Raw genomic sequence first — 18,919 nt, forward strand, 5'->3', positions numbered from 1 at the left:
TATCGCGCGTGAGTCCGCCGATGAGGGTCAAGCTAATCATTGCGGCACCGCTGCGCAAACTGATCTCACCTTCTACGGGAAATCGCGCTTGCGCACCCGGTAAACTTTGGCAACATTGGCATGCAGTATCCTACCAACAGCGCGCATCGCGGGACCAAGACGGGGAACAGGTTCAAATGTCGGTACGTCATCATCTGCTTGCGGCAATAAGTCTTGCCATCGTCGCGACGACGACACCTGTTTCGGCCCAGACGCTGCGCTACGCCAATCAGGGCGATCTCAAATCGCTGGATCCGCATACGCTGAACGAGACGACCACCCATGCTCATCTCGGGCAGGTCTATGAAGGCCTCACTGCGCGCGACAAGGATCTGAAGATCATCCCGGCGCTCGCCGAAAGCTGGGAGACGCCGGAGCCAACCCGCTGGCGCTTCCATCTGCGCAAGGACGTCAAATTCCACAACGGCGATCCCTTCACGGCCGACGATGTGGTGTTCTCGGCCGACCGCGTCCGCGCCAAGGGCTCCAATCTGCAGACCCGCATTCCCGCCGACGCCAAGGTCGTCAAGGTCGACGACTACACCGTCGACTTCATCCTGACCTCGCCCAATCCCATCCTGAATTCGCAATGGGATACCTGGTACATCACGGACAAGAAGTGGGCCGAGGCGAACAACGCCACGCAGCCCACGCCGGCATCAGCCACCACACCGAGCTTTGCCTCGCTCAACGCCAACGGCACGGGGCCTTTCATGGTCGAGAGCCATCAGCCCGGCGTGAAGACGGTGTTCAAGGTCAATCCGAACTGGTGGCGCAAGCCCGAACACAATTTGAAGGAAATTGTCTTCACCCCGATCAGTTCGGATGCGACCCGCGTCGCCGCGCTGCTCTCGGGCGAGGTTGACATCATCGAGCCGGTTCCGATCCAGGACATCTCGCGCGTCGATTCCAGCCCGAACGCGCAGGTTCTGAAGGGACCGGAGATCCGCACCATCTTCCTCGGCATGGACCAGGCCCGAGATGAGCTGCTCTACTCCAACATCAAGGGCAAGAACCCGTTCAAGGACATCCGTGTCCGCGAAGCCTTCTACAAGGCGATCGACATCGAACTGATCAAGAACCGCGTGATGCGCGGGTTGTCGACGCCGTCGGCGCTGATGGTCGCGCCGCAATTGTTCGCGCTGTCGAAGGATTTCACCCGTCCGAAATTCGATCCCGACGGCGCCAAGAAACTCCTGATCGAAGCCGGCTATCCCGACGGCTTCGAAGTCACGATGGATTGCCCGAACGATCGCTATGTGAACGACGCGGCGATCTGCCAGGCCGTGGTTGGCATGCTCGCCCGTATCGGCGTGAAGGTGAATCTGCTTGCACAGCCGAAGGCGCAGTATTTTGCGAAGGTGCTGAAGCCCGGCGGCTACCAGACCTCGTTCTACATGCTGGGCTGGACGCCCGGCACGCTCGACTCGCACAACGTGATGTATGACATCATGGGCTGCCGCGACGATCCGAAATCGCCGCGCGGCGAGACCAATCTCGGCGGCTACTGCAACAAGGAATTCGACGCCATCACCGACAAGGTGCTGCAGGAGACCGACACCGCCAAGCGCGACCAGTTGATCAAGGCAGGCTTCGAGATCGCGATGAAGGACTGGGCCTATATCCCGCTGCATCAGCAGGCGCTGGCCTGGGGCGTCTCGAAGAAATTGAAAGTGGTGCAGCGCCCGGATAACCAGGTCCTGCCCTACTGGATGGTCAAATCGGAATAAAGCTTCGCCGTTCTAAGGTCCCGGCAGCGCCGCGCTTCCGGGACCTCTGTTTTAGCAGCGGCGGCACCGCAACCGGGTGAAAGGAACAGATGCTCGCTTTCACGCTTCGCCGCGCCATTCAAGCCATCGGGGTGATGATCGCCGTCGGGATCATCGCCTTCGCGATGTTCCGTTTCGCCGGCGACCCCGTCAGCCAGATCGTCTCGATCGACACGCCCGCGGCCGAGCGCGAGGCGGTGCGCAAATCGCTCGGGCTCGATGATCCCGTGTTGATCCAGTTCGCGCGCTATTTCGCCAACGCCGCGCAGTTCAAGTTCGGCGTCTCCTATCAGTTCCGGCAGCCGGTCTCGACGCTGCTCGCCGAACGGCTGCCGGCGACGCTGGAGCTTGCGATCTGCGCCACGATATTCGCGATGGTGTTCGGCATTCTGATGGGCGTCTATGCCGCGCTCAGGCGCGATTCCTTCCTCGCCAAACTATGCCAGGCGGTATCGCTGATCGGCATCTCGCTGCCGACCTTCCTGATCGGCATCCTCTTGATCTACCTGTTCGCGGTCACCTTGGGCTGGCTGCCTTCATTCGGCCGCGGCGAAGTGGTGCGGATCGGCTGGTGGACGACCGGCCTGCTCACGGTATCCGGGCTGAAGGCGCTGATCATGCCCTCGATCACGCTCGGCCTGTTCCAGATGACGCTGATCATGCGGCTGGTGCGCGCGGAGATGCTGGAAGTGCTGCGCACCGACTATATCCGCTTCGCCCGCGCCCGCGGGCTCACCACACGCGCAATTCATTTCGGCCACGCGCTGAAGAACACGCTGGTTCCCGTCATCACCGTGGCCGGCCTGCAGTTTGGCTCGGTTATTGCATTCTCGATCATCACCGAATCCGTGTTCCAGTGGCCGGGCATGGGATTGATGTTCGTGCAGGCGGTGCAAAACGTCGATATCCCGATCATGGCGGCGTATCTTCTGATGGTCTCGCTGATCTTCGTCACGATCAATCTCGTGGTCGATATCCTCTACACCATCGTCGACCCGCGCCTGCGCGCCACCATCAGCCGTCCGGCCTAGAGCATGATCCGGAAAAGTGGAAACCGGTTTGCCGAAAAGATCATGCTCAAATAAAGAAGCCACAGCATGTCCGACGCAGTCGTCCAACAGCAAACTGAAACCGCGCATGCCGGCGCTGGCTGGATTCGGCGCGCGATCGACAGCGACCTGTTCTATTCCTTCCGCCGCTCGAAGCTGACCATGCTGGCGGCCGCGGTCACCGTGCTGTTTTTCCTGCTCGCGATCTTTGCGTCCGCGCTCGCGGTGCAGAATCCATTCGATCCGGCGCAGCTCCAATTGATGAACTCACGCATCTCGCCGCTCTGGACCGCCGACGGCCAGAGCCCGTTCCTGCTCGGCACGGACGAACAGGGCCGCGACGTCTTCTCCGCCATTCTCTATGGCTTGAGGATTTCGCTCATCGTCGGCGTGCTCGGCATGCTCCTCGCCGGTGCGATCGGCATCGCGCTCGGATTGATCGCAGGCTATGTCGGCGGCGCCGTCGACGCCGTGATCATGAGGATCGCCGACGTCCAGATCACCTTCCCCGCCATCCTGATCGCGCTGATCGTCAACGGCGTCGCCAAATCGCTGTTCGGCAACCGGCTCGATGCCGTCAGCATGCTTGCCGTGCTCGTGGTCGCGATTGGCCTGAGTTCATGGGTGCAATATGCCCGCACGGTGCGCGGCTCGGTCATGGTCGAGAAGAACAAGGACTATGTCGCCGCCGCGCAACTGATCGGCCTGCCCGCGCCCAAGATCATGCTGCGCCATGTGCTGCCCAATGCGATGGGCCCGATCCTCGTCATCGCCACCATCAACCTGGCGCTCGCGATCATCACCGAGGCGACGCTGTCGTTCCTGGGGTCCGGCATGCCCGACACCATGCCCTCGCTCGGCACGCTGATCCGCATCGGCAACAATTATCTCTTCGCCGGCGAATGGTGGATCGTCGCCTTTCCCGGCATTGCGTTGGCTGGCCTCATCCTCTCGATCAACCTGCTCGGCGACTGGCTGCGCGACGCGCTCAATCCGAAACTCCGATGACCGTGCCCGTCCTCTCCGTGCGTGACCTGAAGGTGGAGTTCGCCACCCGCCGCGCAACGTTGCGTGCCATCGACGGCGTGTCCTTCGACATCGCCAAGGGCGAGGTCCTCGGCGTCGTCGGCGAATCCGGCGCCGGCAAGTCGGTCACGGGCCTTGCCGTCATTGGCCTGATCGATCCGCCCGGCCGCATCTCCGGCGGCGAGATACATCTTTCGGGCATGCGCATCGATCACTTGCCGCCGGAGGAACTCCGGCGCGTGCGAGGCAAACGCATCGGCATGATCTTCCAGGATCCGCTGACAAGCCTCAACCCGCTCTATCGGATCGGCGACCAGATCGTCGAGACCATCCGCACCCACACCAACCTCTCCGAAAGCGCCGCGCGCAAGCGCGCCATCGATCTGCTCGCCGAGGTCGGCATCCCCGCGCCGGATAAGCGCGTCGACGGTTATCCGCATGAATTCTCCGGCGGCATGCGCCAGCGTGTCGTGATCGCGCTCGCGATCTGCGCTGAGCCGGAGCTGATCATCGCCGACGAGCCGACGACCGCACTCGACGTTTCCGTGCAGGCGCAAATCATCACGTTGATCAAGCGGCTGGGCCGCGATCACGGCACGGCTGTGATGCTGGTGACCCACGACATGGGCGTGATCGCCGAAACCTGCGACCGCGTCGCAGTGATGTATTCCGGCCGCATCGCCGAGATCGGCCCGGTGCAGGATGTCGTCCGCAATCCGCTGCATCCCTACGCCAAGGGACTGATGGGCGCGATCCCGACGCTTGCCGGCGAGGACAAGCGATTGGTGCAGATCCCCGGCTCGATGCCGCGATTGTCGGCGATCCCACCCGGCTGCCCGTTCAACCCGCGCTGCGCCTTCGCTTTCGACCGCTGCCGGATCGAGCGTCCCGAACCGACCCGCCAGGGCGCGCAGGCTGTCGCCTGCCATCTCTACGACCACGCCGCCAAGGAGAGCGCGGCATGACATCGCTGATCGAGGTCAAAAATCTCCGCCGTGTGTTCAACGTGTCAAAGCCGTGGCTCAACCGCGTGCTCGAAGGCGGCCATCTCGAATTCCTGAAAGCGGTCGACGGTGTCACCTTCGATATCCGCAAAGGCGAGACCTTCGCACTGGTCGGCGAATCCGGCTCGGGCAAGACCACGGTGGCGCGCATGGTGGTCGGCCTATTGCCGCCGAGCTCGGGCGAGGTCGTGATCGACGGCGTCTCGATGACCGATCCGAGGCAGGCGCAGGCGCGCCAGCGCTTGCGCCGCCGTATCCAGATGATCTTCCAGGATCCCTATGCGAGCCTCAATCCGCGCTTCCGGGTGGATGCCATCGTCTCCGAGCCGATCCGCGCCTTCGAGCTGATCCAGGGCGAGCGCGACATCCGCGCGCGCGTCGGCGAATTGCTCTCCCTGGTCGGGCTGCATGCCGATGACGGCCTGAAATATCCGCATGAATTCTCCGGCGGCCAGCGCCAACGCATCGCGATCGCCCGCGCGCTCGCCTCGGAGGCCGAGTTCATCGTCTGCGACGAGCCGACCTCGGCGCTGGACGTTTCCGTGCAGGCGCAGATCCTCAATTTGATGCGCGACCTGCAGGACAAGTTCGGCCTCACCTACCTCTTCATCAGCCACAACCTGGCCGTGGTGCGCCACATGGCGAGCCGGATCGGCGTGATGTATCTCGGCCGCATCGTCGAGGTCGCGGAGGGCCGCGCGCTGTTCAATAATCCGCGCATGCCTTACACCAAGATGCTGCTCGGCGCGGTTCCAGATCTCGCAATGAGCGGCCGCCAGCGCATTCCCGTGAAAGGCGAAATCCCGAATCCGATCAACCCGCCGCCGGGATGCGCCTTCAATCCGCGCTGTCCGCTGGCGTTCGATCTGTGCCGCCAAAAGGCGCCGGAATTGATCGACGGCGTCGCCTGCCATGCCGTGAATGTGCCCACGGAGGCTGCCGTACCAATATGATGTACCTGCATCGGCCACGAATTCTTCACCTCTCTCGCGCTTGCGGGGGAGGGAGAACTTGCACCTTGCGTTCGGCAACTTCGCCGCGGAGCGGCCTTTAGAGTCACCTCTCCCGCTTGCGGGAGAGGTCGGATCGCATCGCCAGATGCGATCCGGGTGAGGGCTCTCTCTCCTTGGGGAGTCCCAATGCGGAGCCACCCTCACCCCAGCCCTCTCCCGCAAGCGGGAGAGGGAGCCCAGCTCGCGCGCGGATGCAATTCGGACTGATCCTATCGGGGTTGAGCCATGCCGGCCGCGCCGTTGGCAGCGCGCCGCGCCTGTGATCAAGTGCGGCCGCACAAGAACAACCGGTGGCCAGCCATGAGCAACATCAATCCCGATCCGTTCACGACACGTCCCGAGATCGAGGGCACATTCGGCGTCGTCACCTCGACGCACTGGATCGCGACCGCGGTCGGCATGGCCACGCTGGAGAAAGGCGGCAACGCCTTCGACGCCGGGGTTGCGACCGCCTTCACGCTGCAGGTGGTCGAGCCGCATCTGAACGGCCCCGGCGGCGACGTGCCCGTCATCGTGCATGACGTGAAGCGCGGCAAGACCGAGGTGATCTGCGGCCAGGGCCCCGCGCCGGCCAAGGCGACGATCGCGCACTATCGCAGCGAGGGGCTGGAGATGGTCCCCGGCACCGGCCTGCTCGCCGCCTGCGTGCCCGGCACGTTCGAGTCCTGGATGCTGCTGCTGCGCGACTACGGCACGCTGCGCCTGCGCGACGTGCTGGAGCCCGCGATCGCCTATGCCAGCGAAGGCTTTCCGCTGGTTGAACGCGCGGCCGCGACGATCAAGATCGTCGAGCAATTGTTCCGCAAGCACTGGCCGACCTCGGCCGAGGTCTATCTGCCCAACAACGAAGTGCCGAAGCCCGGCACGATCTTCACCAACAAGCGCCTCGCCGAGACCTACGCCCGCATCCTGAAGGAAGCGGAAAGCGCAGGCAGCGACCGCGTCGCGCAGATCGAGCGCGCGCGCCAGGCGTGGTCGAAGGGTTTCGTCGCCGAAGCGATCGATAAATTCTGCCGGACCCAGGAGGTGATGGACGTCTCCGGCTCGCCGCATCGCGGCGTGCTCTCGGCCGACGACATGGCGCGCTGGCAGCCGACGATCGAGGCGCCGCTGACCTACGATTACGGCCGCTATACCGTGTGCAAGGCCGGCGTCTGGAGCCAGGGCCCGGTGATGCTGCAGCAGCTTGCCCTGTTGAAGGGCTTCGACCTCGACGGCCTCGATCCCACCAGCGCCGATTTCATCCATCTGCAGATCGAATGCGCCAAGCTCGCTTATGCCGACCGCGAGACATTCTACGGCGACCCCAATTTCACCGATATCCCGATCGAGACGCTGCTGTCGGACGCCTACAACGACGAGCGCCGCAAGCTGATCTCAAAGGACAAGGCCTCGCTCGACTTCCTCCCCGGCTCGGTCGAAGGCTTTGGCGGGGTGGTGAAGCTAAGGCGCGCCGAGGGCCACCGCGAGGCGGTCGGCGCGATGGGCGCGGGCGAGCCAACGGTCGGCCGCTTCGGCGAGGTGCGCGGCGACACCGTGCATTTCGACATCATCGACAAGGCCGGCAACATGATCTCGGCGACGCCCTCCGGCGGCTGGCTGCAATCCTCACCGGTCATCCCCGAGCTCGGCTTCTGCCTCGGCAGCCGCGCCCAGATGTTCTGGCTGGAAGAGAATCATCCCGCCGCGCTGGCACCAGGCAAGCGCCCGCGCACGACGCTGTCTCCTACCATGGCGCTGCGCGACGGCGAGCCATATCTGGCCTGGGGCTCGCCGGGCGGCGACCAGCAGGACCAATGGATCACGCAGTTCTTCCTGCGCCACGTCCATGCCAAGCTGAACCTGCAGGAGGCCATCGACGCGCCGGCCTGGCATTCCGAGCATTTCCCGATCTCGTTCTGGCCGCGCACCGCGCGTCCGGGCGTGCTCGTCGTCGAAGGTCGCGTGCCCAAGGCAAGCATCGACGAGTTGCAGCGTCGCGGCCATATCGTCGAGGTCGGCCCCGACTGGTCGGAGGGACGGCTGACGGCGGCCTCTCGCGTGGGGCGCAAGCGCCGCGCCGCCGCCAATCCGCGGGGCATGCAGGGCTACGCCGCGGGAAGGTAGCGGGTCGCCAATAGCTCACCTTGCGTCATTGCGAGGAGCGAAGCGACGAAGCAATCGATTCTCTCTTCACGCGCGGAGAGATGGATTGCTTCGCTCCGCTCGCAATGACGAGGAGAGAGATGCGCCTTAAATCACCAGCTCGCGCAGCACGCGCCGGCAATCCATCTCGTATTCGAGATCGACCACCGGCGGCCGGGCAAAGTGCCAGGTCAGGCCGGAACGGGTGGCGCCGCGGCGCACCAGTTCGTCGGCGAGGTGCGGATGGAAATCGTGCACAGTATAGGCATGCACGCCGGTGGTGTCCTGCCAGGTGAAACCGAATTCGGCGAGCCGTCGCTCCATCTCGCCGACGGTGAAGCGCACCTTCTCCTGCCAGGCTTCGGGGCTCATGTCGCGATAGCGCACGATGCGCTCGGGATAGCTGCCGGCGCCGCCGCGCGCCTCGGCGCCGCCGGCGATCACGAACGACGGCGAGGTCCCCGTGCTCGGGCGCGTGAACGAGAATGCGTAGAATGACGGTTCGGCGGGCGGATCGATCTCGGGACAGACATTGCTGCGCGCCACCGGATTGGTGGTGCCATCGAACAGCCCCCACTCCGCGAGCGTCTTCACATAATGCTCGTTGAAGGCGCGAAAGCCCTGCTCCGAGACCGCCGCCGGCGAACGCAGCTCGCAGGCGCAGAACGCGGTCAGCGGCCGTCCCGCCGCCTGGATATGGCTTGCGATCCGCGCAAAACCCTCGGCAAGCGGCACCAGCCTGTCAAAGCGCACGCGCTCGACCTCGAAGCCGGGATTGGCGGCCGCGCCGCTCGAATACTGGAACACGGCCGGAATGAAACGATAATTGCCGGGCGCGAAATCACTCACCATGTCTGTTCTCCCCAAATCATATTAGTCGCATGCGCGCGCATGTTTCGCAAAAAACCAAAAGGGCAGCAACGGTAGGACCGTCGCCGCCCTTTCGCTGAGACTTTGGGGCCAAGAAGTCTCAGGTAGGCTTGAGCGCCCCGCCATCGCCGAGCTCATAATCGGCGATCTGCTTGTTGCGCTCGGAAGTCGCTCTCGCCCGGTGGTCGGTGGCGATCGTCACGTAGACCGCGGGCAGCACGAACAGTGTGAACAGCGTGCCGATCAGCATGCCCGCGACCACGACGAGGCCGATCGAGAACCGGCTGGCAGCGCCGGCGCCCGATGCCGTCAAGAGCGGGATCAGGCCGGTGACCATCGCCGCCGTCGTCATCAGGATCGGACGCAACCGGATGCGGGCCGCCATCTCGATGGCCGAGCGGCGGTCGAGCCCCTCGTTGAGCTGCAGTTCGTTGGCGAACTCCACCATCAGGATGCCGTGCTTGGTGATCAGGCCGACCAGTGTCAGCAAGCCGACCTGGGTATAGATGTTCATCGTCGCCACGCCGAAGAACAGCGGGATCAAGGCGCCGACGATCGCCATGGGCACCGAGACCATGATGACCAGCGGGTCGCGCAAGCTCTCGAACTGCGCCGCCAGCACCAGGAAGATGATGATCACGGCGAAGGCGAAGGTGATGACGAGCTGGTTGCCCTCCTGCACATATTGCCGCGAGTCCGCCAGATAGTCATGGCTGAAGCCGGCCGGCAGCTTCTTCGCCTCGCCTTCGAGGAAGTCGACCGCCTGGCCCACCGTCACGCCCGGCATCGGCACTGCCGAGAAGGTCGCCGAGTTGAGCTGGTTGTAGTGCGTCAGCGCGTTCGGGTCGGTGCCCGTCTCGATCGAGACGACGGTCGAGATCGGCACCAACTGGCCGGTATTGGTCGGCACGTAGTAGCCGCCGAGCGCTTCCGGCGACAGGCGCACGGCACGCGGCACCTGCGGGATCACCTGGTACGAACGTCCCTCCAGGTTGAAGCGGTTGACGTAGTTGCCACCGAGCAGCGTGGCCAGCGTCGCGCCGACCTGCTGCATGTTGATGCCGAGATCACTTGCCTTGGACCGGTCGACGCGGACGCGCACCACCGGCTGGTTGAAATCGAGGTCGCTGTCGGAGACGATGAACATGCCGCTCTTGCGCGCAGCAGCCTTCAATTTCTCCATCTGCTCATAGATGGTCTGGAAGCTGACGGTCGAATTGATCACCATTTGCACCGGCAGTCCGCCCGGACCGCCCGGCAAGGGCGGCAGATTGAAGGCGAACGCATTGACGCCTTCGATCTTGGACAGCTCCGCCTGCACCAGCGGCTTCAATGCGATCGACGACCGCTTGCGCTCGTCCCACGGGGTGAGCAGCATGCCGGCGATACCGCTCTGCGCGCTCGGCGTGCCGTTCAGCACGAAGCGCAGATCCGTCTCCGGAAACTTCTGGAACACCTTGTCCATCTTCTCGCCGTAGAAGTCGACGTAGTCGATGTTGGCGTATTTCGGCGCCTTGGTCAGTGCGAATACGATGCCCTGGTCCTCTTCGGGCGCGAGCTCCTTCATCGTGTGCATGTAGAGGAAGCCGACGAGGCCAAGTATCGTCAACGCGAACAGGCCGGTGATCGGTCGGTAGTCGAGCGAGCGGTCGAGCTTGCGCCCGTACCAGCGCGTCACCGAGCCAAAGACACGGTTGACCACCCTCGCGAAACGTCCTTCCTCGGTGTTCTTCAGGAGCACCGAGCACATCATCGGCGACAGCGTCAGCGCGATCACGCCCGACACGATCACCGAGCCCGCCAGCGTGAAGGCGAATTCGCGGAACAATGCACCGGTGAGGCCGCCAAGGAAGCCGATTGGCGCGTAGACCGCGGCGAGCGTGATGGTCATGGAGATGACCGGCCCCACGATCTCGCGCGCGCCGATCAGTGAGGCCTGTACCGGCGTCTTGCCCTCCTCGAGGTGGCGGTGGATGTTCTCCACCACCACGATGGCGTCATCGACCACGAGACCGATCGCGAGCACCATCGCGAGCAGGGTCAGCAGGTTGATGCTGAAGCCCATGACCAGCATCAGGCTGCAGACACCGACCAGCGACAGCGGGATCGTCACCACAGGGATGATGACCGACCGAATCGACGCCAGGAACAGGAAGATCACCACGATGACGATCACGACAGCTTCGCCGAGCGTCTTTTCCACCTCGTCGATCGACGACTGAATGAACTTGGTGGAATCGTAGGCCACCTTCATCTTCAGCGACGGCGGAAGATTGCGCTCGAGCTCCGGGAACAAGGCGCGGACGCCCTTCACCAGGGTCAGCGGGTTGCCTTGCGGGGTCGCGTTGATGCCGATGAAGATCGCATGCTCGCTATTGAACGCGACACTCGCGTCCGTACTCTGCGCGGCAAGCTCGACCTGCGCGATATCCTCCATCCGGACGAAGCCGCCCTCCTTCGACTTCACGATCATGCGCTTGAATTCGTCGATGTTGCGCAGGTCGGTGTTGGTCGAGACGTTGGAGACGATGTAGTAGCCCTTGGACTGGCCGGCGGCGGCCTGGAAGTTGTTGGACGCAATCGCCTGCGCGACATCCGTGGGCGACACGCCGCGGCCCGCCATCTTGACCGGGTCGAGCCACAATCGCATCGCAAAGGTCTGGCCGCCGAGGATGTCGGCGGAAGCCACGCCGTCAACCGTTGACAGCAACGGCTGAACCACGCGCGTGAGGTAATCCGAGATTGCAGATCCCGACAGTTCCTCGCTGGAGAAGCCGAGATACATCACGGCCGTGGTCTGGCCGGTGGTCTTGGTGACGACCGGGTCGTTCGATTCCTTCGGGATCAGGTATTTGACCGAGTTGACCTTGGCCAGCACCTCGGTCAGCGCCTGGTTCGGGTCGAAGTTCAGCTTGATGTAGACCTGGATCGTGGAGGTGCCGAGCACCGAGGACGAGGTGATGTAGTCGACGCCTTCGGCCGAGGCGACCGCCTGCTCGATCGGCGTCGTGATGAAGCCCTGGATCAGGTCGGCCGACGCGCCGGGATAGCTGGTGGTGACATTGACCACCGTGTTCGACAGTTTCGGATATTGTCGGATCGGGAGCACGGTCGCAGCCCGCAAGCCGATCAAAAGTATCAGCAGGCTGACAACGACCGACAGGACCGGCCGCTTGATGAAGATGTCGGTGAAGGACATTTATCGGGGTCCTGCTTCTCAGTAGCGCGGCGGTTCGGCCGGGATCGGCGGTGTCGGCTCAGTGGAGATCGCAACGGCAGCGCCCGACTGCAGCTTGATCTGACCGAGCGCCACGATGCGGTCGCCGGGCTTCGCGCCTCGGACGATTTCGGTACGACCGCCAAATCGCTTGCCGGTCTGCACGAAGGTGCGCACCGCCGTCAGGCTGGTCTTGCCGTCGTTCTCCTTCTTCTCGGTGATCAGGTAGACCGAGTCGCCATAGAGCGAGTAGTCGACCGCGGTTTCCGGCACGGTGATCACCGGCGGCTTGTCGGGCAGCACCACCGTGGTGGTCGCGAACATGCCGGGCTTGAGGATCTTTTCGGGGTTGGCGACAGTGGCCTGCACGCGGATGTTGCGGGTGTCGGTCGCGACCTGCGGCTCGATCGTGGTCAGCTTGCCCTCGAAGACGCGATCCGGATAGGCGTCCACCTTGATGCGGACGGTCTGGCCGACCTTGAGCTGGCCGCTATCCTTTTCCGTCACCGTGAAGTTGTCGTAGAGCATCGACAGATCAGTCAGCGACACGATCTGGTTGCCCGCGGTCAGATATTGACCGACCTCGACCCTGCGCACGCCAAGCTCGCCATTGAAGGGGGCGCGGACCAGCTTCTGCGAGATCAGCGCCTCGGTCTTGGCAATGCCGGCCAGGGCCTGGTCATACGCAGCCTGGGTCGAATCGACCGTGGCCTGCGGCCCGAAATTGCGCGCCGCAAGCTGCTTGGCGCGTTCGAGCGAGAGCTGCGCCACCGTCGCCTGCGCCTTGTAGTTGGCGAGGTCGCCCTGCTCCGGTCCGTCGAACAGCTGGACCAGCGGCGAACCCGCTTTCACCTCGGCACCCGCGGTGAACAGGATATCCGTGATGCGTCCCGAGACGTCGGAGGTGACGTTGACCTGGTGCACGGCCGCGAGCTCGCCGACTGCGGTCAGGAGATTGGGCACGACCTCCGATTTCGCCTCGGCGGCATTCACCGTCACCGGCGGCGGCTTCATGTTGGCGAAGAACTCGCCGATCATCTTGGCGCGGAAATAGTTGAACCAGACCAGGCCGCCGACCACGACCGCCAGCAGCAATCCGACGATGATGAACCAACGCCCCATCCTGACCGGCCGCTTATGCGGCTTGTCGATCGGTTCGCCCTTGATGTTGGTCTCAGTCGCGATGTTCATGTCATGCACTTTCTGCTGTCACCGATTGTCCCTGGTTCGGTGACGGCTGACGGTTCAAATGAAAGGAAATCGCGGCTTCGGTCAGCCCGATGCCGCGCAGGATGAATTCGGAAAGCTGGCGCTCGAGATCGGGCGCGTCGGCGTAGGTGAGGCACGGCGTCGTCGGCAGCCGCGTCAGCGCCGACATCAGCACGACATGGTGCGCGAACCAGAACAGGTTGAGCGGCACGCTGCCGATGCGGGTAGCCTCGCCGGCGGCAACGGCACGTTCGATCGATGCGGTGAATACCGGCGCGATCAGTTCGCCGACCTTGCCGTAGAGCAGACGCGCGAACTCGCCGTCGTCGAGGTGGCTCGAAGTCATCAGCCGCAGCCGCTGCGCCTCTTCCTCATCGGGTCCCTGCGTGATCTCCAGGAAGTGCCCCACCATGCCCTTCACGAGTTCGACCAGGGTTGCGGTCGACGGCTCCTGCCCGAGCAGGTGAGTGAGATCCGGATCGGCCTCGCACTCTTCGGCGAGGATTTCGGCGTAAAGCGCCGCCTTGGACGGGAAGTGCTTGAACAACAGCCCTTCCGAAATGGAGGCGGCGGCCGCCACGCTCTTGGTCGTGGTGCCGGCAAAGCCATGGCGGGCGAAGCATCGCTTGGCGGCGCTCAGAATGAGCTGACGCCGCAAGTCACTTGTCATGCGCAGGGTGGACATGCGCGTGAGTAATCACTCACCTTAAAGATTGTCAAGAATTTACGGCAGTGCAGAAATAGAACTTAAGGTTGGGTCATGCCCCAACCTCCCGATAAGGTCTTGTACAATCAGAAAGATATCGCGATGTCACACCTGACGAAAATCGGCAGAATGGCGGCCGACGGACACAGGGGCTGCACCTCTCCCACGGGAGGCCGCGAGTCGTGAGTGCCGTAGCCCGGGTGGAGCGCCAGCGCAACCCGGGGCCGCTCTCAATGTTGGCTCGGGGGTCCCCGGGTTGCGCTGCGCTCCACCCGGGCTACGAAATCTCCCTAAATCGGCTGGTAACCCAGCGAGCCGCGCAAGCGATTGACGATGAACGTGCCGTCGCGATTGGACAGCACCCGCTCAAGATTGGCGGCGTCGATCTTCACGTTGGCGAAGCGCGGGCCGCGGCTCCCTTCCTTCAGCGATACCGCGAAGGCTTCGATCTCGGCCATGGTGGTGATCGCGCGGCTGTCCGCGATGCCACAGGCCTTGGCGACGCCGACCAGGTCGACCGAAGCGGCAGTGTGGCTGACCTGTCCGCCGGTCTCGCCATAGGCCTCGTTGTCGAGCACGACGATGGAGAGGTTGGCAGGCTTCTGCACGCCAACGGTGGCGAGGCTCCCGAGGCCCATCAGCATCTCGCCGTCGCCGGTGATGACGATTACCGGCAGCTTGGGCTGCGCCAGCGCGAGCCCGAGCCCGATCATGACCGCACCGCCCATGCCGCCCCAGAGATAGAAATTGCGGTCATCATCGCCGGCGGCCGCGATATCATAGGTCGAGGCGCCGAGGCCGCCGACCGCGATCGCGCCGTTACGATCCTTCAACAGTTGGGAAACGACCGCGCGGCGGTCCAGCAGATTGGCCTTGCTCATTTCACGAACACCTTTGCCCCGATCAGCCGCTGCGACAGCAGCACGGCGGTCGGCGTCGACGCATTATAGGCTTGCGCCGCGCCGGCCTCGATGACCTCGGGCACCTCCTCAGGATGCGTCGCGCGCAGCACCTTGACGCCGCAGAGCTCGAAGGCGGCCTGCGTATTCGATCCCATCGGCACCTGCCACGGATTGAACTCGCCCCATTCGCCGCGCATCGTCACCAGCGTCAGGAAGGGAAAGCGGAAGATCTGCGTCAGCGACAGCATGTTGATGCAGTTACCGACACCGCTCGATTGCATCAGCAGCACGCCGCGCTGGCCGCCGGCCCAGGCGCCGAGCAGCAGCGCTATGCCCTCCTCCTCCGTCGTCAGCGGAACGCCGCGCATGGTGGAGGAGCCGAGCACGCGCTCGATCAGTTGCGAATGCCCGGCGTCGGGCACGTAGGGCACCTGGCGGACATCGAAGCGCTGCAATGTCGAGAAAATCTCTTCCGGCCAGGCGGGCTGGCTGTCGGAGGCAGTTTCAGTGCGGGCGTGCATGGGCGTTTCCGAAGGGATAAGCGAGGCAGGCGGACTGTAAAGCGCCCGGCACTTTCCGGAAGAACAAAAACGGCATATCAGTTCTCAAAAAGAGTATGGCAGCATGACCGGAAACGCACGAGAGCTGGCTGAGAGTTTCGACCTCGAACGGTTGACGCCGGAATTCTATGTCAATCCTTACCCGACTTATCGTGCACTGCGGGATAACGCGCCGGTCAAGCGCCTGCCGAACGGCTCCTATTTCCTGACCCGCTACGACGATCTCGTCACCGCCTACAAGAGCACGAAAGCGTTCTCCTCCGACAAGAAGAAGGAGTTTTCGCCGAAATACGGCGACTCCTTCCTCTATGAGCATCACACCACGAGCCTCGTCTTCAACGACCCGCCGGCGCACACCCGCGTGCGGCGCCTGATCATGGGCGCACTGTCGCCCCGCGCGATCGCGGCGATGGAGCCCGATCTGATCCGCCTGATCGACGGACTGCTCGATGCGATCGCCGCCAAAGGCAAGATCGAGCTGATCGAGGATTTCGCCTCCGCGATCCCGGTGGAGGTGATCGGCAATCTGCTCGATGTGCCCCATGACGAGCGGGGCCCCTTGCGCGACTGGTCGCTGGCGATCCTGGGCGCGCTCGAGCCGGTGATCTCATCAGGGCAATTTGCGCGCGGCAACAAAGCCGTGAAGGACTTCCTCGCCTATCTCGAGACGCTGGTCGAGCGGCGGCGCACCAAGCCGGGCAATCCCGAGCGCGACGTGCTGACGCGGCTGATCCAGGGCGAAGAGAATGGCGAGCGGCTGACCGAGAAGGAACTGCTGCACAATTGCATCTTCCTGCTCAACGCCGGCCACGAGACCACGACCAATCTGATCGGCAACGGCCTGGTGACACTGCTGCTTTATCCCGAGGAGAAGCAGCGACTGATCTCCCAGCCCGACCTGATCAAGACCGCTATCGAGGAGATGCTTCGCTACGAGAGCTCGAACCAGCTCGGCAACCGCATGATCGTGGATGAGGTCGAGCTCGGCGGCATCAGGATGCCCGCGGGCACGCCGGTGACGCTTTGCATCGGTGCCGCCAACCGCGACCCTGCGCAGTTCCCGGATCCCGAGCGCTTCGACATCGCCCGCACGCCGAACCGCCACCTCGCCTTCGGCACCGGTGCGCATCAATGCGCCGGGATGGCGCTGGCGCGGCTCGAAGGCGCGATCGCGATCTCGCGCTTCCTCGCCCGCTTCCCGAATTACGCGCTCGCCGGCGAGCCGACGCGCGGCGGCCGCGTGCGCTTCCGCGGATATTTGAGCGTGCCGTGTGATGCAAATCCGTAGGATGGGTAGAGCGAAGCGAAACCCATCGAGCCTCGTGCCGTGTGGTGAGATGATAGGTTTCGCTTCGCTCTACCCGTTCTACACGACAGTGCGATGCCGTTCGATACAGGTCCGCAACACCTCATCGATCGGGCGGCCCCACCAGTCGTTCGAAAAAATCTCGATCTCCGAATAGCCCGCATACCCCTGCGCTTCGACCGCCGCGCGAACCGATTTGATGTCGATCACGCCGTCGCCCATCATGCCGCGGTCGTTGAGGATGTCCTTGGTCGGCACCAGCCAGTCGCAGACATGGAACGCCAGCAACCGGTCCTTGCCCGCGCGCGCGATCTGGCCGATCAACTCCGGATCCCACCAGATGTGATAGACATCGAGCGCGACGCCCAGCATGCCGCTGCGCTGCGGGTCCAGCGCATCGCAGATGTCGAGCGCCTGCTTGGTCGTGTTCACGCAGGCACGGTCGCCGGCATAGGCCGGATGCAATGGCTCGATCGCGAGCGGCAGCTTTGCCGCTCTTGCATATTCCAGCATCTCGGCGATGCCGTCATGCACCTGCGTGCGCGCTGCCACGATATCCTTCGATGCCGCGCTGCCCGGCCGCGAATATTGCGGCAGGCCGCCGACCACAAGCACGATGCAGGAGGCGCCGAGCGCCGCGGCCTCGTCGACCGCGCGGCGGTTGTCGTCACGGGCTTCGCTCCGATGCGCAGCGTCGGCCACGAACATGCCGCCGCGGCAATAGCCTGACAGTTCGAGCCCCGCGTCGCGTACCGCATGCGCCGCGCGATCAAGCCCGATGGCCGCGACCTGGTCGCGCCAGGGATCGATGGCGCGGATGCCGTGGCGCGCGCAGGCCTCGATGATCTCGATCAGGTTGCCCTGCTTGCGGACCGTCGCCGTGTTCAGCGACAGCCAGCGGTGATCGGAAGAAAACTCACGCATCAGGTGTCGATACCGCGTGTTGCCAGCACGGTCTTCATCCGCCGCGTCGCCAGTTCCGGATTGGCGAGCAGGCCGGCGGCATCGGCGAGGCGGAACAGTTCGGCAAGATGCAGCGTCGAGCGCGCGCTCTCCTGTCCACCGACCATGGTGAAGTGATCCTGATGGCCGTTGAGATAGGCCATGAAAACGATGCCGGTCTTGTAGAAGCGCGTCGGCGCCTTGAAGATGTGGCGCGACAGCGGCACGGTCGGCCCCAGCACGTCATGGAAGCCGGCTTCATCGCCAGCAGCCAATCGCGACAGCGCGTAGGATGCGGCCGGCGCGATCGCATCGAAGATGCCAAGCAGCGCGTGCGAGAAGCCCTGCTCGTCACCCGCGATCAGTTCGGCATAGTTGAAATCGTCGCCGGTATACATCTTCACTTTGCTGTCGAGCCGCCGGCGCATGTCGATCTCGCGCTGCTTGTCGAGCAGCGAAACCTTGACGCCGTCCACCTTCGCCGCATGGGCGTTGATGATGCCAACCGCCGTGTCCATCGCCTTGCCGAGATCGCTCGTGCCCCAATAGCCCGTCAGCGACGGATCGAACATGTCGCCGAGCCAGTGGATGATCACGGGCTCGCGCACCTGCGACAGCACGCGGTCATAGACTTTGGCGTAGTCCCCTGCGCTGCGTCCGAGCTTCGCCAGTGCGCGCGAGCACATCAGAATGATGCGGCCGCCGACCTTCTCGATCGCGGCGATCTGCTCCTCATAGGCGCGGATCACGTCGTCCAGCGTCTTGGCGTCCTCCACCGCGAGGTGGTCAGTGCCGGCGCCGGAAAACACCAGCGCATTGTCCTTCGCCTTCGCCGCGTTCACCGACCGCCGGATCAATTCGAGCGAGGTATTCCAGTCGAGCCCCATGCCGCGCTGCGCGGTGTCCATCGCCTCCGCAACGCCAAGTCCCAGATCCCAGACATGTTCGCGGAACGCGATCGTCCGGTCCCAGTCGACCGCAGCGGTCAGCCACGGGTCCACATCGGCGCGCGGGTCGGCCACGACATGCGCTGCCGAGAACGCGATACGGTTGAGCGTCCCCTCGAGCCTGGCGGGAAAGGTCCGCGACGCCGCGAGACGATAGGTCTCGAGGCCGCCGCCCGCGGTCGGCAGTTTCAGGGAGAGCGAGGACATCGGCGGGACGAGCTTGTTCATGATCCCCT

General features: G+C 64.0%; 15 protein-coding genes. 7 read left to right on the forward strand and 8 right to left on the reverse strand.

Translation table 11 applies throughout. The features are described 5' to 3' along the window. The first annotated feature begins 176 nt into the window (after window positions 1-176). The 6 genes from K288_RS0123325 to K288_RS0123350 all read left to right on the forward strand — a co-directional run bounded on the left by K288_RS0123325 (window position 177) and on the right by K288_RS0123350 (window position 8,006). On the forward strand, window positions 177-1,769 hold the full coding sequence (locus tag K288_RS0123325; protein ID WP_027581736.1) for an ABC transporter substrate-binding protein: 1,593 nt from the start codon (window positions 177-179) through the stop codon (window positions 1,767-1,769). Between the two features lie 89 nt (window positions 1,770-1,858). Then, window positions 1,859-2,839, forward strand: coding sequence for an ABC transporter permease (locus tag K288_RS0123330; RefSeq protein WP_027581737.1), 981 nt, complete (start codon window positions 1,859-1,861; stop codon window positions 2,837-2,839). Between the two features lie 66 nt (window positions 2,840-2,905). Continuing rightward, window positions 2,906-3,865: an ABC transporter permease gene (locus K288_RS0123335; RefSeq protein WP_027581738.1), complete on the forward strand. Its 960-nt coding sequence runs from the start codon at window positions 2,906-2,908 to the stop codon at window positions 3,863-3,865. Next, window positions 3,862-4,848, forward strand: a complete 987-nt coding sequence (locus K288_RS0123340; RefSeq protein WP_027581739.1) for an ABC transporter ATP-binding protein — start codon at window positions 3,862-3,864, stop codon at window positions 4,846-4,848. Before K288_RS0123335 ends, K288_RS0123340 begins: the two co-directional genes overlap by 4 nt. After that, entirely contained in the window at window positions 4,845-5,840 is a 996-nt protein-coding gene (locus K288_RS0123345) for an ABC transporter ATP-binding protein (protein WP_027581740.1), read from the forward strand. The genes K288_RS0123340 and K288_RS0123345 overlap by 4 nt, the downstream gene beginning before the upstream one ends. 360 nt (window positions 5,841-6,200) lie before the next feature. Further along, window positions 6,201-8,006: a gamma-glutamyltransferase family protein gene (locus K288_RS0123350; RefSeq protein WP_027581741.1), complete on the forward strand. Its 1,806-nt coding sequence runs from the start codon at window positions 6,201-6,203 to the stop codon at window positions 8,004-8,006. A gap of 126 nt (window positions 8,007-8,132) precedes the next feature. On the opposite strand, the gene K288_RS0123355 is transcribed toward K288_RS0123350, so the two are convergent. The 6 genes from K288_RS0123355 to K288_RS0123380 all read right to left on the reverse strand — a co-directional run bounded on the left by K288_RS0123355 (window position 8,133) and on the right by K288_RS0123380 (window position 15,449). Continuing rightward, window positions 8,133-8,876, reverse strand: coding sequence for a hypothetical protein (locus K288_RS0123355; RefSeq protein ID WP_027581742.1), 744 nt, complete (start codon window positions 8,874-8,876; stop codon window positions 8,133-8,135). Between the two features lie 118 nt (window positions 8,877-8,994). Next, window positions 8,995-12,093: a MexW/MexI family multidrug efflux RND transporter permease subunit gene (locus tag K288_RS0123360; protein WP_027581743.1), complete on the reverse strand. Its 3,099-nt coding sequence runs from the start codon at window positions 12,091-12,093 to the stop codon at window positions 8,995-8,997. 18 nt (window positions 12,094-12,111) lie between these two features. After that, the gene (locus K288_RS0123365) at window positions 12,112-13,302 is read right to left on the reverse strand and encodes an efflux RND transporter periplasmic adaptor subunit (RefSeq protein ID WP_027581744.1); all 1,191 of its coding nucleotides are present in this window, start codon (window positions 13,300-13,302) and stop codon (window positions 12,112-12,114) included. Window position 13,303: 1 nt separating this feature from the next. After that, entirely contained in the window at window positions 13,304-14,005 is a 702-nt protein-coding gene (locus K288_RS0123370) for a TetR/AcrR family transcriptional regulator (RefSeq protein WP_027581745.1), read from the reverse strand. 311 nt (window positions 14,006-14,316) lie between these two features. Next, window positions 14,317-14,907: a thiamine pyrophosphate-dependent enzyme gene (locus K288_RS0123375; RefSeq protein ID WP_027581746.1), complete on the reverse strand. Its 591-nt coding sequence runs from the start codon at window positions 14,905-14,907 to the stop codon at window positions 14,317-14,319. Further along, complete coding sequence (locus K288_RS0123380) at window positions 14,904-15,449, reverse strand: thiamine pyrophosphate-binding protein (RefSeq protein WP_027581747.1); 546 nt, start codon at window positions 15,447-15,449, stop codon at window positions 14,904-14,906. The genes K288_RS0123375 and K288_RS0123380 overlap by 4 nt, the downstream gene beginning before the upstream one ends. Before the next feature lie 103 nt (window positions 15,450-15,552). On the opposite strand from K288_RS0123380, the gene K288_RS0123385 reads away from it, so the two are divergent. After that, on the forward strand, window positions 15,553-16,776 hold the full coding sequence (locus K288_RS0123385) for a cytochrome P450 (protein WP_027581748.1): 1,224 nt from the start codon (window positions 15,553-15,555) through the stop codon (window positions 16,774-16,776). 78 nt (window positions 16,777-16,854) lie between these two features. Here K288_RS0123385 and K288_RS0123390 read toward each other — a convergent pair whose 3' ends face one another. Both K288_RS0123390 and K288_RS0123395 read right to left on the reverse strand, forming a co-directional pair. Beyond that, window positions 16,855-17,718 (reverse strand): sugar phosphate isomerase/epimerase family protein, encoded by an 864-nt coding sequence (locus tag K288_RS0123390; RefSeq protein WP_027581749.1) that lies wholly within the window; start codon window positions 17,716-17,718, stop codon window positions 16,855-16,857. Beyond that, complete coding sequence (locus tag K288_RS0123395; protein ID WP_027581750.1) at window positions 17,718-18,911, reverse strand: dihydrodipicolinate synthase family protein; 1,194 nt, start codon at window positions 18,909-18,911, stop codon at window positions 17,718-17,720. The genes K288_RS0123390 and K288_RS0123395 overlap by 1 nt, the downstream gene beginning before the upstream one ends. Window positions 18,912-18,919: the final 8 nt, after the last annotated feature.

The organism is Bradyrhizobium sp. Ai1a-2 (assembly GCF_000426245.1).
Classification (GTDB): Bacteria; Pseudomonadota; Alphaproteobacteria; order Rhizobiales; family Xanthobacteraceae; genus Bradyrhizobium.

Excerpts from the sequence above, each read along its gene's own strand:
- K288_RS0123325 (WP_027581736.1), top strand. The coding sequence starts at position 177 with ATGTCGGTACGTCATCATCTGCTTGCGGCAATAAGTCTTGCCATCGTC.
- K288_RS0123330 (WP_027581737.1), top strand. The coding sequence starts at position 1,859 with ATGCTCGCTTTCACGCTTCGCCGCGCCATTCAAGCCATCGGGGTGATG.
- K288_RS0123335 (WP_027581738.1), top strand. The coding sequence starts at position 2,906 with ATGTCCGACGCAGTCGTCCAACAGCAAACTGAAACCGCGCATGCCGGC.
- K288_RS0123340 (WP_027581739.1), top strand. The coding sequence starts at position 3,862 with ATGACCGTGCCCGTCCTCTCCGTGCGTGACCTGAAGGTGGAGTTCGCC.
- K288_RS0123345 (WP_027581740.1), top strand. The coding sequence starts at position 4,845 with ATGACATCGCTGATCGAGGTCAAAAATCTCCGCCGTGTGTTCAACGTG.
- K288_RS0123350 (WP_027581741.1), top strand. The coding sequence starts at position 6,201 with ATGAGCAACATCAATCCCGATCCGTTCACGACACGTCCCGAGATCGAG.
- K288_RS0123355 (WP_027581742.1), bottom strand. The coding sequence starts at position 8,876 with ATGGTGAGTGATTTCGCGCCCGGCAATTATCGTTTCATTCCGGCCGTG.
- K288_RS0123360 (WP_027581743.1), bottom strand. The coding sequence starts at position 12,093 with ATGTCCTTCACCGACATCTTCATCAAGCGGCCGGTCCTGTCGGTCGTT.
- K288_RS0123365 (WP_027581744.1), bottom strand. The coding sequence starts at position 13,302 with ATGAACATCGCGACTGAGACCAACATCAAGGGCGAACCGATCGACAAG.
- K288_RS0123370 (WP_027581745.1), bottom strand. The coding sequence starts at position 14,005 with ATGTCCACCCTGCGCATGACAAGTGACTTGCGGCGTCAGCTCATTCTG.
- K288_RS0123375 (WP_027581746.1), bottom strand. The coding sequence starts at position 14,907 with ATGAGCAAGGCCAATCTGCTGGACCGCCGCGCGGTCGTTTCCCAACTG.
- K288_RS0123380 (WP_027581747.1), bottom strand. The coding sequence starts at position 15,449 with ATGCACGCCCGCACTGAAACTGCCTCCGACAGCCAGCCCGCCTGGCCG.
- K288_RS0123385 (WP_027581748.1), top strand. The coding sequence starts at position 15,553 with ATGACCGGAAACGCACGAGAGCTGGCTGAGAGTTTCGACCTCGAACGG.
- K288_RS0123390 (WP_027581749.1), bottom strand. The coding sequence starts at position 17,718 with ATGCGTGAGTTTTCTTCCGATCACCGCTGGCTGTCGCTGAACACGGCG.
- K288_RS0123395 (WP_027581750.1), bottom strand. The coding sequence starts at position 18,911 with ATGAACAAGCTCGTCCCGCCGATGTCCTCGCTCTCCCTGAAACTGCCG.